The 13,188-nt window shown below is 58.0% G+C and carries 16 protein-coding genes; 3 read left to right on the forward strand and 13 right to left on the reverse strand.

Going from position 1 to position 13,188, the window contains the following annotated elements; translation table 11 throughout:
• Positions 1-104 precede the first annotated feature (104 nt).
• Entirely contained in the window at positions 105-233 is a 129-nt protein-coding gene (locus NXC24_RS36175; RefSeq protein ID WP_281060665.1) for a hypothetical protein, read from the forward strand.
• Here NXC24_RS36175 and NXC24_RS07625 read toward each other — a convergent pair whose 3' ends face one another.
• Genes NXC24_RS07625 through NXC24_RS07635 form a run of 3 tightly spaced genes read right to left on the reverse strand, consistent with a single transcriptional unit; the run spans position 234 to position 2,519 of the window.
• Positions 234-1,856, reverse strand: a complete 1,623-nt coding sequence (locus NXC24_RS07625) for a terminase TerL endonuclease subunit (protein ID WP_104822749.1) — start codon at positions 1,854-1,856, stop codon at positions 234-236. It lies immediately after the preceding gene.
• On the reverse strand, positions 1,825-2,226 hold the full coding sequence (locus NXC24_RS07630; RefSeq protein WP_104822750.1) for a phage terminase small subunit P27 family: 402 nt from the start codon (positions 2,224-2,226) through the stop codon (positions 1,825-1,827). The genes NXC24_RS07625 and NXC24_RS07630 overlap by 32 nt, the downstream gene beginning before the upstream one ends.
• Positions 2,226-2,519, reverse strand: a complete 294-nt coding sequence (locus NXC24_RS07635) for a head-tail connector protein (protein WP_104822751.1) — start codon at positions 2,517-2,519, stop codon at positions 2,226-2,228. The genes NXC24_RS07630 and NXC24_RS07635 overlap by 1 nt, the downstream gene beginning before the upstream one ends.
• Before the next feature lie 128 nt (positions 2,520-2,647).
• Between NXC24_RS07635 and NXC24_RS07640 the strand changes: the two genes are divergently transcribed.
• Positions 2,648-2,845, forward strand: coding sequence for a hypothetical protein (locus NXC24_RS07640; RefSeq protein WP_158704433.1), 198 nt, complete (start codon positions 2,648-2,650; stop codon positions 2,843-2,845).
• Positions 2,846-3,352: 507 nt separating this feature from the next.
• On the opposite strand, the gene NXC24_RS07650 is transcribed toward NXC24_RS07640, so the two are convergent.
• From NXC24_RS07650 to NXC24_RS35660, 9 genes are all read right to left on the reverse strand, one after another.
• Positions 3,353-3,733, reverse strand: coding sequence for a hypothetical protein (locus NXC24_RS07650; RefSeq protein WP_104822754.1), 381 nt, complete (start codon positions 3,731-3,733; stop codon positions 3,353-3,355).
• 68 nt (positions 3,734-3,801) lie between these two features.
• Entirely contained in the window at positions 3,802-5,349 is a 1,548-nt protein-coding gene (locus NXC24_RS07655; protein WP_104822755.1) for a phage major capsid protein, read from the reverse strand.
• Positions 5,346-6,560 carry a phage portal protein gene (locus tag NXC24_RS07660; RefSeq protein ID WP_281060666.1) on the reverse strand — a complete coding sequence of 405 codons (1,215 nt, stop codon included), beginning with the start codon at positions 6,558-6,560 and terminating at the stop codon, positions 5,346-5,348. Before NXC24_RS07660 ends, NXC24_RS07655 begins: the two co-directional genes overlap by 4 nt.
• On the reverse strand, positions 6,541-6,984 hold the full coding sequence (locus NXC24_RS07665) for a hypothetical protein (RefSeq protein WP_104822756.1): 444 nt from the start codon (positions 6,982-6,984) through the stop codon (positions 6,541-6,543). The genes NXC24_RS07660 and NXC24_RS07665 overlap by 20 nt, the downstream gene beginning before the upstream one ends.
• 244 nt (positions 6,985-7,228) lie before the next feature.
• The gene (locus tag NXC24_RS07670; RefSeq protein ID WP_104822757.1) at positions 7,229-8,107 is read right to left on the reverse strand and encodes a hypothetical protein; all 879 of its coding nucleotides are present in this window, start codon (positions 8,105-8,107) and stop codon (positions 7,229-7,231) included.
• A gap of 167 nt (positions 8,108-8,274) precedes the next feature.
• Positions 8,275-9,924 carry an AAA family ATPase gene (locus tag NXC24_RS07675; protein WP_104822758.1) on the reverse strand — a complete coding sequence of 550 codons (1,650 nt, stop codon included), beginning with the start codon at positions 9,922-9,924 and terminating at the stop codon, positions 8,275-8,277.
• Positions 9,905-10,174 carry a hypothetical protein gene (locus NXC24_RS07680; protein ID WP_104822759.1) on the reverse strand — a complete coding sequence of 90 codons (270 nt, stop codon included), beginning with the start codon at positions 10,172-10,174 and terminating at the stop codon, positions 9,905-9,907. The genes NXC24_RS07675 and NXC24_RS07680 overlap by 20 nt, the downstream gene beginning before the upstream one ends.
• A gap of 20 nt (positions 10,175-10,194) precedes the next feature.
• Entirely contained in the window at positions 10,195-10,404 is a 210-nt protein-coding gene (locus tag NXC24_RS07685) for a hypothetical protein (RefSeq protein WP_104822760.1), read from the reverse strand.
• On the reverse strand, positions 10,401-10,763 hold the full coding sequence (locus tag NXC24_RS35660) for a helix-turn-helix domain-containing protein (RefSeq protein ID WP_245463944.1): 363 nt from the start codon (positions 10,761-10,763) through the stop codon (positions 10,401-10,403). The genes NXC24_RS07685 and NXC24_RS35660 overlap by 4 nt, the downstream gene beginning before the upstream one ends.
• Positions 10,764-10,789: 26 nt before the next feature.
• Here NXC24_RS35660 and NXC24_RS07695 point away from each other — a divergent pair, with 26 nt between their 5' ends.
• The gene (locus NXC24_RS07695) at positions 10,790-12,028 is read left to right on the forward strand and encodes a site-specific integrase (protein ID WP_104822761.1); all 1,239 of its coding nucleotides are present in this window, start codon (positions 10,790-10,792) and stop codon (positions 12,026-12,028) included.
• A 156-nt stretch (positions 12,029-12,184) separates the two neighbouring features.
• Here NXC24_RS07695 and NXC24_RS07705 read toward each other — a convergent pair whose 3' ends face one another.
• Entirely contained in the window at positions 12,185-13,081 is an 897-nt protein-coding gene (locus NXC24_RS07705) for a LysR family transcriptional regulator (protein ID WP_104822762.1), read from the reverse strand.
• Between the last annotated feature and the right edge of the window lie 107 nt (positions 13,082-13,188).

The following is a 13,188-nucleotide window of genomic DNA, read 5'->3' on the forward strand; positions in this document are numbered from 1 at the left end:
GGAGGTGATTAGGAGATGCCGGCCGCGTAACGCGGCGACATCATCTTTGATGCGACAAGGCTAAAATGCCTGATAGGGTTTGAGCTTAATCGTGGGAGGGGACCATGAAATCAGCATTAAACGACAAAGAAAATCTGCCGCCCGTCGAGCAGGAGTGGGCCAGCGCCGTTCTGGTGCTGGCATGGCCGTTTGGCATTTTCGCCGTGGCACTTGGCTGTCATTTCTTCAGCTAGCTAGACGACGAACAGGCTAAGGTCCGTCACGTCAGCATCCTCATAGCTGCTACGCCCAGAAACGCCTTGCGCGGCGCGGCCGGTTGAGATGATCGCCGCAACGGCTGGATCTATCTTGTCGATAGATCGTTCTTTGAGCGGCCGACGGTTGCCGCTGGCGTCAGTGTACAGGACGACGTTACCGATCGCCCACCGCAGCAGTGGATTGCCGCCATGGACGAGTTTTCGCTCGAACATGAGGGCCTCGAAATCGATCACCGGCCTAGCGAATGTGGCTATGTTCTGCGGAAACTCCGCAACAGGCAGGCCGTCATCCTCAAGGGACTTCATCACGTCCTGTGCATGCCACCTGTCGAAAGCGACTTCTTCGACTTGGAAGCGTTCGCAAAGACCGCGGATGTGGGATTCGATCGCCGATAGGTCGATAGTGTCGCCTGGCGTGGCTGTCAGATATCCTTGATCGCGCCATAGGGCATACGGCACGCCGTCATTGCGCCTACGGATGGCTCCTTCGGGGCAAAATGACTGAACGTGCAACGCCATTCGCCCATCTACCATTGGGATAGACACTGAGACGGCAGCCAGGTCTATTCGCTTCGCAAGGTCGACTCCGACCCATGCAGGCCGCCCTTCCAGAGCCGAGAGGTCCAGATCGCCGGCGTTCTCGTCCCAAACGTCCAGTGACCATTCGGGATTCGCTGCGCCATCGAGCCAGACATTTAAATGAAGCTGGCGGAACATCTCCCGATCGGCAGGCCGGTGCTCTGCTTCGCGCACCATCTGCCGCATGCCGTCAATATCGGGGTATGGCGGATTGCACGAAAGGCCAGGATTTACCCGCCGCCAGACTTCCTCATCTTTCCAGTCATCGTCCTTGTCTGCCTCGAATAGGATCGGCAGGAAGGCGTCGTCTTCAATCTGCCCAGAAGCCACCGCTGAGGCATACCTGTACATCTCGTAGGCGATGTTTTCGTGCCCGATGCCGGCCGTAGTGGTCACCACCAGCAGCGAGCCCGGTGTCTTTACCAGGCCGGTTTTGATGGCGTCCCACAAATCGCGCTTCTTCCAGGCGTGGAGCTCGTCGACGAGGGCAAAAACCGGCGTTCTACCATGCGCTGTTGCCGCGTCTGCAGACATGGCGCGGTAAAAGGCGCCTGACTTGCGGTGCGTAATTCGGTTCTTCGTGTCCTGAATTTGGAAGGCTTCGGCGGTCCGCGGATGCGCGCCGATGACGCCCTTCATCTCCTCGAGCGCGATACGCGCCTGGTCACGGTCAACCGCGGAAGAGACGACCTGAGAGCCAGGAATGCGCTCCGGGCCGAGGTGCAGCATGGCCAGAGCCGCGCCGAGCGTCGTCTTGCGATTGCCGCGGGGGATGAGCGCGAAGACAGTTTTGATCAGCCGCGAACCGTCCGGCTTGGTGTCGCCGTAGACGCGCCGGATGATCCGCTCCTGCCATCGATCAAGCTGGAATTGTCGGCCAGGGAGCGAGCTCTTTGGATGCCTCAATGCCTTGATAAAGGCTACGGCTCGTTCGCCCTTGCCGTGAGGATCCGGAATAGGGCTGTCATCGAATATCCATTTCAGATGATCAGATATCCCCGAGGGCGTCGTCTTCGTCATTTCCAGTGACGCCTCCCTTATTTTTTGTGCGGCTTGCCGGCGTTAAGCCGAGCTCCGCAGCGAGGCGGCGAGCGGCCTCAAGATTTTCCTTCAAGATGGTCGTTTCCGGCCGGCGCTTCGGCCCGCTGTCGGATTCAAAGGTCATGCCGTGCGTCCGAACCGCCTCTTCGGCTTGCCGCATTGTCGCGACCGCAAGGCAATATGCCTCGACTGTTCCGAGCTCATGGGCGGCTATCTTCCGATCGCCGACCAGCCGCGGCATAACGCGCCGCCATTCAGCCTTGCCGTGCGGCGGAAGCCACTTCGGAGGCGCAGGAACATGGGATAGTGCACCGTCGAGCGCAGTGATTTCTGGCTTACGTCCACGCATTATTCAAAGGCGTACGAACGCCGCTCCCTGACCACGTCCCAGACGCTCAGCGGAGTATCCATCAAGCCAGTAGTGACAGTGGCTTCGCGGGTCTCGTACCAAGAGGCGACGAGCTGGCGAACGGCCTCTTTCAGATCATCCGGCGGGGTTTGGAATTGGTCGGCTATCGCATAACCAAGAAGAGATTCTAAGTGCGCCTGAGCTGCATCGATTTTGCCATCAATAAGCTCGTTGTCATCGTCGAAGTCGATGCGCATGTGCTCCTTGATGTCGTCAAGGGTGACGATTGCCATAGGTTCAAATTCCTATTTAATGTGAATTGCGAGTTGTGGAGGCCCAGTGGTTCGTGGCCGTCGGCGCCAAATTGACGACCCACCCCAGTTCATGCCACTTTGAGGCGAGTCGAGAGGAGCGCGAGACAATGACAGATATCATCCGCGAAGGTACGTTTAGTGAGGGCTTCGAAGTGGGCTACAGAGCCATCAAGGGAACGGCAGTCGGTATGCCAGGCACTCCTGGGCAGCCAGGTACTCGTGGCAACAGCACGCCGTTTCTTATGGGCGTGCGCAAAGGGATCGAGCGAGCCTTAGGTAAAGGTATTGATGACCTGCGGGATTAACGACCAAACCCACCCTCAAGCCTGATGGCCTTTCGGCGGTTGCACACACCTGCAAAGGGCTGCCAATTCGATCGATCCCAAAACAGTTTCATGTCACCTTTCGGCGCGATCCGATGGTCAACCATATCCGCATGGCGACCGCAGCCACAGGCGCACAGCGGTTCTCCCAACGATGCCAGCCATGCCTTGCTCTCGCGCGACCACTTGCTGTCATAGCCACGACTTGCCGCACTGCCTCGCCTGGCGTCGTTGGCCTTTTGGCGGGCCGCTGCTGCCTTCTGCCGGCAATCGCACTTAGTCCCCTTGGGGACAGAGAAGCCGCAAGGGCAAATCACGTTAGGCATTGTGTTCTCCATGAGATGAAGGCGGTCAGGTTCACCCTGACCGCCGCCACGCGGTTTACCAGGCCGACGTGCCATGCCAGCAGCGCCAATTGTCCCTTAGGGTGGCGGCTACGCTGCTGGCTAAGGGTTGGCCAACCTCAGGAGATCAGCCGCCAGGAAAGTGTTAAGCTACGGGCCGCAATGCGGCGTCGCCGAGGATGGCAACTGCGCCGGCAGCAATGGACGTACCAGACGCCTTGGTCAGGACCGGGCGCGCATAGCGTTTAAAACCATGATAGCCGACCTTGTACGTGGAGCTTGCCGCCAGCACTGCCGGGGCATTGCTCTTGACCTGATCAGCCGCGACAGCCGCAAAGGTGGCGTTGTCGTCGGAGTCTTCAAGCGAAACGCCGAATGCGCCAGCGCCAACGATGGCGCCGGTCTGCACGAGAAATGCCAGACTGTTACAGCCAAGCGTATCGATGCTGGTGCCTGTGATGCTGGCAGCCTGTACGGCCGGATCTATCGACGACTTGGCACCGAGATTAGATGCGAGTGAACGCATGTGGGTCTCCTAAAAATGAGGATGGCGGCACGATGGCCGCCCGATTAGTGGCTCAAATTGAGCCTCTATTACGAAGCCGGGTTCGTCATCTTGCGGAACTTTGCCGGCTGCAGCACAGCACCACCGACGCGACGGGTCGCGTGGAAGCGCGTGATGCCGTTCGTTGCCATGATGTACGGGTTGACAAGAATCGACAGCGCCAAACGGTCCACGATGCGGTAGCCGCTGAAATCGCCGAAAATAACGGGCGACTTGTTGGCGCCAATGTCATCGGCCTCGAGGAGTTCGACAACCGGGCGACCGAGGATACTTTCGGGCTGTCCGAGCGCAGGGGCTGGCTGCCACAGATACGCTCCCGTCGAGTCTTTCAGCTTGCGGGCCGCGGCGAGCGTCTTGCTATTCATTCCCCAAGTGCCCGCGTTGCGATATACGGCCGGCAGATCGTAGAACACGGTAATAAAGTCGTCGAAGCTGATAGCTGCTGCTGCTGCGGCAGCCTTGGACGCGATAGCCGTGTCGACGAAAAGACCCTTCGGCATGTTAGAGCCGGTGCCGATGAGGAAGGCAGACGCCTCCTTCTGGCCGAAATCTTCGGCGAGAAGGAGGCGGACTTCGGCTTCAGCGGATCCAGCCGAATCGGCAAGCAACTGATTCGAAATATCAACGAATGTGTTGATCTCATTGACCGGGATTTCGGCCTGTCCGAAGCTCGGTTCCGACGCTTCGGAAGTCTGCGTTTCGCCCTTCCATTTCGCGTTGGTGATGCCGGTACGAGCCGGGTAGATCACAGAGGGCGAGCCCGTCGAGCGGACGCTGGCGATGGCGCGGATGGGCGAATACTGCACAAGATTGCGCACGAACTCAGTCGACATTTCAGCCGGAGCGAGATATCCGCCCTGCGGGTCGCTGGAGACCGTGAGCGTCTTCAGTTCTTCCGGGCCGGCCTTGTCACCATGCCGCAGATAGGCGTCGAAAGACTTCTGTTCTGCAGAAGGTTCGTTATCGTTAGCAGCCTTGCCGGTAATCGCGGGGCGGGCCAGCTTCGTTTCAGCGTCCTCGAGGCGCTTCGCCAGGGCGGCGATATTGTCATTGGCGGCCTTCAGGTCGGCGGCCTTGACTTCGGTTTCGGTGGTCTTGTTTTCTGCAACTGCAGCAGTGGTCATTTCAAGTTCCTTGATTTGAGATACTTGCGCGTCCGGATGTGCCGGCACAGCAACGATGGAAACCTCGACGAGATCGAGATCACTGATTGTCCGGCCCCCGCCTTTGCGCGGCATAGCCTTCTTGGTCATGAATCCGACGCTAAGGCCGGTGACCGATTTTGCCCGAAGGAGCGCTCTGACTTCCTTGGCACGGGCGACGTCGTCGACGAGCATCTTGCCCTTGACCTTGAGCCCATCCGCCTCGACGGTCACGCTGTCCCATGTTCCCAAAACTTGCGCCTGGTCGTGGGCAAAGAGCATCGGCAGGGATTTTCCGATTGCGCCGACGAATGCTTTAGGCTCGATGACATCGCCTACGCGGTCTGGGCTTGAGAAATCCCACGCCTTGCCCTCGATGGCGCCTGCGTCATCAGCGGTGAACGCGGCCTTAAATTCAAGGCGTTCGATTGTCATGCAGCCTCCTGTTTCGGTGGCGGATTGTTGTCGTTTGCCGGCGTGGGTGTCCCCAATTTCGGGGAGACGTCGATCGCCGGATTTGCATATTCATTACCGCCGGCGCGCGCTTCCATGCCGAGCCAATCCCTGGCCTCGTTAGGGTTGATGACGCGTGCCGCGATCAGCGTTGATATTGCAGTAGCGCGGGCCGTGAGGTCTGCTTGGCTTGTGTCGTCAACGTCGAAACAAACGCGATATTCGCTGCGCTCTTCAGGCTTAAAAAGTGCGCGGTTCAGGGCCGATTCCAGCGCGCGTATCCACGGGATCAAGCAATAAGTGACAAACTCTTTTGCTTGCTGCTCTGAGTTCGACCACGTGTTGCGGCTAAGCTCGAAAAGCATGCCGGGGGGGCACCTGAAGGCACGGGCGATTTCGAGCACCTGAAACGTTCGGCTTTCGTTGAACTGCCCGTCGACGGATGTCAAAGCCATCTGCTGGTAGGTTGCGCCCTCATACAGGACGGCAGTCTTGCCAGCGTTCGCCTTGCCGCTAAATGCGGCCTTCCAGCCGGCTAGCATGGCCTTTACGCCATCCGTACCCAACTTGTTTGGGGTCTGGATCACGCCGCCAGGCCGCGCTCCGTTCGTCCATAAGCCGTTTGAGTAGTCTTCCATAGCCTTTGCCATGGAGATGGCATCTCGTGCCATGGACAGAGGACAACGGGAAAACACGCCGCGGAGGTGAATGATGCTAGAGGCGGGTACGGGTTGATTGCTCAACCGATAGCGCGGCTCATTTGTGACTTGGTCGAATTCGACGGTGATGATGCTGTCGCGATATACGATCGCCTCGCGCGCCTCGCCGGAAACACGCGTGACATAGGCCAAGCCGCCCACGTCCTTGGTGAGTGCACCAGCGACCAAATCACGGATTAGCTCGTAGCCGCTGGTCCATTCGTTGGCCTGTCGCGTCAGAATGGACGCTGCGGGATGGTCTGGTGCATCCTCTTCGATGTCGCCGACTTTTCGCTTAACCTTCACGTCGAGCGATGCGACGGCTTCGGAAATCAAACGCACCGCGGCCGACACAGCCGGCACGGAAAGCGCCTCTGCATTTGATATCGACGTGCCAACAGGCATGGCGCCGAAGAGCTCCAGCAACTCGGCCGTTGGGTCACCGAGGGATTTTTGTTCGACGATGGGTGCCTGTTTATTTGGGAATGGCCACAACGGGCGCCTCCTTCAAGGTTTCGCATGCCGCGATAATGTCAGCGACGATGCTGCCGATCGGGACGACTGCCATCGATGCGGTCGGCACGAGATCAGCCAGGCCGGTGACAATGCGGCCAGAGCGAGCCGATACGGACATGATGGGAATGATGAGCAACGCGTCAGAAGGTGGCGGCTGGCCAAGGTGTTCGAAAGCCTGCGCAAGCGCTGTAGCCCAATCTCGGCCTGCTCGCTCCAGTTCGTAGCCGATGCGCAGCACTGCAATGTCTCGAGGCGAAAACCAGCGACGACTTTTGCGCTTCTCGCTGAAAAGCACCTCAAGATCGCGAGCGCGATGGATGATGACGTCGAGCGTTGCTCGGTGAAGGCCAGCCATGTCGGCGGCCTCGGCGACAGTGAAGTCGCGCGTAGTCCAGTCGGCCATTTCGGCCCCTTTCAATAGTAAGAATTTCAGTTGGGCAAAACAAAAACCGGCCACCGTAGCAGGACGCACCGGCGGCCGGTCTCGATCAACTGGCGACGGTCTACACGAACGCCAGGATTGGTATTCCGTGCCGGTACATCCGCGACTCCGGAATAGAAAAGCCGCCACGGAGGACGGCTGGAAATGTTCGTGGAAGCTTTACGGCTACCCTATACCTATTACCGTTCGAGCAACGATTTAGGGACTATGCCGCCAACTCTTTTTCAAGGGCGCCGCATGCGGCGATAACCGCAGCCTTGCCGCGACGCTCGGCAGTCTTTCCTACGAAACCAAGTCGCTCGCCTATTTCACCGAACGTTGCTGCGACAAGAGCGTGGTCTAGGATGCCTGCGTTAGCTGAACCTACCGCCTTGCGGACGTGGACGGCTGTTTGCTGGTCGGCGAGGGGGTCGACGAAATCAAAAGCACCGGGCGATGCAGTGAGTGACTTCCCGGCCGTCAGCGAGTTGTCATTCGCAGCGCCCTTGCGATGGCGGAAAATGTCGCGCGGCCGCAATGGTCCAACCCTCGTCAATCCTCCCAAAGCAATACGAACCGATCCGCGGGTTACCTTGCCGGCCTCGTCGCGAACCACCGCGGGCTCTTCGATCGCGCCATTGGAGAAGTGAAGGCGACCGACTCTGATGATGCAATCGGGCTTCTGCTTCCTGCCTTGGCGCTTCGTTTGTCCTCGCTCCACGTCTTCGCCGATGGGCATTAAAACCACATCACCGCCGCCGCCAAGTTTTGCCTCCCTCCGCTCCGCCATCTCGATGTCCTTGAGCAGCGATATGATCTCGGACACGCGCGGACGAACCTCATGGAGAGAATCGACATTTGGCTTTGTTGACGGCTCGCTGTTATCGTTGGCAGCAACGCTGGTCCAGTCAGAGCCAGATGCCATCGCGCGCCAAGTCAGAAGACTGCGCAGCTTTTTTGATAGATCGCTATGCTTTGGCTTCGCCGTCTGCTTCGCTTTCCGTGGCATGATGTCAGTCTCACGTTGTAGCGAGTTTAACTGCCACGCGTTGAGCGCGATCCGATAAGTCGACGGTTTCCAAGTCTCATCCGTTATGAATGGCATGGTGATGCTGTCCTCCTTTTACTTTTCTACTTTGGTGTGTTGAAGCACTGGCCGGATTCCACTGGCCAGCGGTGCTTCCACCGCCAGGGGTTATAGGGGGGTGGTGGCTAACCCCGGTGGAAGGCGGTGGTAGGTCGGTGGAAGCCCGGTGGAAGATGCGGTGGAACTCACGCCGCACGACCTGGGCCGTAGTCTTCGGACGCTAGAATTAGACGCTTGCGCTGACGGGAGGCAGGCCCCTCCATCACGATCCGCACGTCTCCCGAATCCAATAGTCGCTGCATCGCGTCGGCGAGCGCCTTCTTGCCTATGCCTGCAGCGTCAGGGTGCTTAGCCATCTTGGCCGGCGCGTAATTCGTGCCGGTGACGTCCGACACGTTCTGGCCGGTTCTGTTGAACAGCGATAGCAGGTCACGGAACACTCGCTCGGCCTTGGCGGCTAGCAGCATCGAGCCGGCCGCTGGCTTGCCGTCATCGAGGACGAATACGCCATCTTTCCACCGCAGCTTTATCTCGCCGCCGGTAGTGCCGTAGTTCGCCTTCATGGTCTTCAGGATGCGTAAGTCTGGATCCGCATCTTTGCCTTCGGGTCGCGTTAGGTAGAGGCGAGAGCGGACAGAGTTGTTCCAAGCCGTAGACCCGGACGAACCGGTGCCTGATTGCATGCCCTGCACCGATGGATGTGCCAGCAGGATGACGGCGCAATCCAAGCTAATTGCTACCTTCCGAAGCATTGCGATGAATTGCCTGACTTGGCCGCGTTTTATCTCGTCACCGCCAAACAAATCGGCTGCGGTGTCGAGAACGATCAGCCGGGGCTGGAACTCGCGTGCGAATTCGACGATCTTTGCCCACAAGGGAGTCGGCTGCATATTGCCGGCACGATCTGGAACCGCCAGCAACGCGTCTGTGTCGGCCAGCGAAAGCAGCCGGAACATGAAGAGGAAGTCCAACTCCTTGCCATGAGCAGTCGCGATATCGGTCAGACGTCGGTGAAACTCTTCAGCCTCGTCTTCGGCGCCGACATATAGCGTTCGGCCGGCCCATGGTTCCATTTCCAGCGTATCGAGGGACATAGCGCCAGCAGCAGCAATTTGCAGCGCCAGCAGCGACTTTCCGACGCCACCGTCGCCGTTGAGGATGGTCACTTGCCGCAAGGGGATCAGACCTTCGCAGTACCATTGCCGTGCCGGAATCGGCTGGCCGTGCCAATCAGCCGGATTGATGAAGTTCAAAGGATTGTTGTCATTCGCGGCAACGGGCATTGCAGCAGGAGCTACCTCTTCTGTCTCAGTCTTAGCTTCACGCTCGAGTATGTTCTGGCGCGCTACACGCTCCAGCCAACGCGGACGGTGGCCGGCAGCGTAACCTTTTTGATAGGCAAGCAATTCGATCTCAGCCTCCAACGGCGGCAATCCATGCCACTTTTCGCGTAGGGGGCTCATGTTGGTCACTGCATCCATCACGGCATCCAGAGCGGCGGAGCATGGCTCGCCGTCGATCTGCTGAATAATGGGGGTACCTTCGCGCCACAGCGTAATCACGCTGGCGTCTTCGCCGTCATCCATGAAACGGAAGAATGAATCGGTTAGTACGGCCAGGCGGTCACAGTTGTCAGGAGTCAGAAGGTGATTGCCATCGTCGTCCTTGTTGGCCCAATGTGACAACTTCACCAAGTCGTCCCGCTTTAGCCCATCAAGATTGTCTGGATCTGGGACGAGAACCACGTCGCCGGCCAACTTATGGGCAAGGTCGCTGACACGGTAAAATTCAGTGAGATGTGGTCGTGGATCTGGCTTAGGCTGCGCTGCGGTCATAGGCGATTTCGTGCCTTTCAAAAGCTGCAGCCGCAGCCGCCGTTATCAGTTTGGCGAGTTTGTGGGAAACGGTGGCGGAGCGACCGCCGCCCTTCACTGAGGGAAAGAACGTGCGACTCCCCTTTGGCGTATCCACCAGGCGCAGGCCGCAAAGCCTTACATCGGGCGAGATTTGGGCTGAGAAGCGCGCAAGCACTCTCGAACCCTCGCCGGCGTAGCCGCTGGCGAGTTCAAAATCGAATATTTCCATTTGGGATTCCTTGGGTGGAGTTAAACCGGCCAGCCTTTGGCGTCGTAGACGACCTTTGGTCCGGTCTTCTTTTCAGGCGGCTCAGCCATCACCGCTTCGATCGCAGTGATGCATGCCTGAACAACGGCAAGTTTTTCCGCGGTAGCTTGTTCATCGTCATGATCGAGTTGGTCGACGAAGATTCGACGGCGATTTTTGAATAGTTCAAGAAGGTCGCTGTAGTCGCTCATGCTGCAGCCCTCTCAGCTTCTGCCATCCACTTGGCCAGGCTGCTCTTTCGCGCCGCCACGGTGCCACCAAGCTTGAAGTGGGGCGCCAGGCCATCGTAACACAGACGATAGACTTGCCTCGGTGTGATGCCGAGGAACCTCGCAATAGCGTTCGCGCCCATAAGCAGGTCTCCATCAATATTGTCGTTCGCTACTTCCAAACTTTTTTGCATTTTTCCTCCAGCAGGGTGTTGACATCTGGTAGTTTGACGGGTTATAAAGATAATTGGGTTATCTTGCTCATCTCTCATTTTTGTATATGTCAATTTGACAATTTTGTCAAGGTTTACCTTGCCTGCCTCGCTGTGCCGTGCTTTCATGCGCCATCCAAATCAGGAGGTCATGAATGGCGACAATCACGAAACGAAAATGGAAGACAAGCAAGGGCGAAGAGCGCGAAGCTTGGGTGTTGGCCTTCACTGATGCGGCCGGCAAGCGGCACAAAGAGCAGTTCGAAAAGAAGCGCGATGCCGAGGCTCGCCGCACTGAGGTGACGCATCAAGTCGTTACCGGCACGTATCGCGCAGAAGCTGCAAGCACCACTGTCGACGACGCTGTTACAGATTATCTAAAGCTGCTGGCCGGTCGCCGTGACCGCGGCGAGCATGTAACGGAGCACTACTACAGGACCGTCGAAGGTCAGTTGCGGAATTACGTGGCGCCGACCGAAGAGCATCGGTTAAAGCAGTCGGAAAAGACCCGGATCATTTTTGACGGCGGCATCGGCACAGTTAAGCTTTCCCAGTGTACTGCCAAGGTGGTCGGTGACTTCCGCGATCGTCTGCGAGACGCAGGAGTCGGAGTTGTCACAACGCGCCGTATTCTCGGCAGTCTGTCGCGCGCCCTGCAGCACGCGGTCGGCAATGATCTGTTGGCCGTAAACCCGGCCACCAATATTCGCGTAACCGGCAAGCGCGGCGAGGGCAGTAAGAAGGTAACGCCTCCATCGAAGGCAGATCTAGCCATTGCGCTAGCGCAGGCCAGGGGAAGCCTTGCGGTCCGCGTGCGCCTGTCGGCATCCTCCGGTGTGCGAGCATCTGAGCTGTACGCCGTGCGATGGAAGCATGTTGCCTTCAATGCCGGCGAGCTAACCATTGATGGCAGGGTAGACGCCTACAAGAATGAAGACACAACGAAGTCGGTTGCGGGCATCCGGCAAGTTCCTCTCTCATCGGCCATGCTGGCTGAGCTTCTGGCATGGAAGGAAGCCGCAAAGAAGAAGGAAGCCGATGATCTTGTCTTTCCAAACACCAAGGGCGGATTCCTCGATCACAAGAACATCCTGAAGCGCGAGTTTCGCCCCCTGATGAAGGCCGCTGCAGCCAAAGCAAAAGAGGAAGGCCGGAAGTTCAAGCCATTCAACTGGCACGCCCTAAGGCACTTTGCCATCTCGCTTTGGATTGAGGCTGGCCTTCAGCCAAAGACGGTTCAGACCTTCGCCGGCCACTCCTCTCTGGCCGTTACCATGTCTCGATATGGGCACCTCTTCCCGAGTGATACCCACCGCAATGTCATGGATCAGATTTCGCCCTCCATTTTCGGCGATGGCGCACAAATGGCGCATGATGCCGAAGAAGCACTGTGAAATAAGGCTTTATACCCTGATTTGTAATCAGGGGGTCGCGGGTTCGAACCCTGCCGGGGGCACCATCATGATCCAGAGATCACTATGCTTTCCCCAATCTTCTGAAATTTGCGACCTATTTTGCGGCTCGAGACTTTCTGGAAAATGCCTCACAGGCTACCAGCTCCTTTGCCGAAGCGCGTCCACGATCACAGAAAATGCCGGCAAATTCTGGCGCCTGCTGGGATAGTAGAGGTAATATCCGGCAAATTTCGGTGACCAGTCGTCGAGCACGAGCTGCAGCCGCCCTTCTGCCAGATGCTGCTCGACGAAGCTTTCCGGTACGTAGGCTATGCCATAGCCTCGAAGAGCGGCATCGACCATCTCGGCATCCGTGTTGAAAGTAAGCTGCCCTTCGACCCTGACGCGAACCTCCTCGCCATCCTTCTCGAACTCCCAGGCATAGAGCGCTCCGATCCTGTCAATGCGCCTGTTGATGCAATTATGGCGCATGAGTTCCTGCGGCGTCCTTGGCACGGCTCGCGTCATGAAATAACCGGGAGACCCAACAGCCACCAATCTCCAATCCGGTCCGATCCGCACCGCCACCATGTCTTTCTCAAGACTTTCGCCGAGTCTCACACCAGCGTCGAAGCCATCCTCAACGATGTTGCGGAAGCTGCTATCGACGCTGAGTTCCAGCTTGATGTCCGGATAGTCCGCGAGCATGGGGGATAGTTTGGGCCAAACGACGCTTTCCATGGCGTGATGGGACAATGTGATTCTGACGGTACCGGCCGGCTTGTCCCGATAGGCCATCAACGCCTCTATGTCGGCTTCTATTTCAGAAATGCGCGGCGCCAGGGATTGCCGGAGACGTTCGCCGGCCTCCGTCGTTCCCACACTTCGCGTCGTGCGGGTCAGAAGCCGAAGCCCCATTCGTGCTTCGAGTTGCTTGACGGCATAGCTGAGGGTGGATTGGGCAATTCCCAACTTTGCCGCGGCTTTGGTGAAGCTGCGTTCTTCGGCAACCGCGAGGAATAAGAGTAATTCGTTGAAGTTTTCCCGCGCCACAACAGGTCCTCCGCCTGATCCGATCGATATCTATTACAAGCGAATTTCGATAAGTCCATGCAAATTGGCGCGGCTAATGCAGGCTATCGATCGGTGCTATCTGTTTC

It is taken from the genome of Rhizobium sp. NXC24 (assembly GCF_002944315.1).
In the GTDB taxonomy this organism is placed as follows: Bacteria; Pseudomonadota; Alphaproteobacteria; order Rhizobiales; family Rhizobiaceae; genus Rhizobium.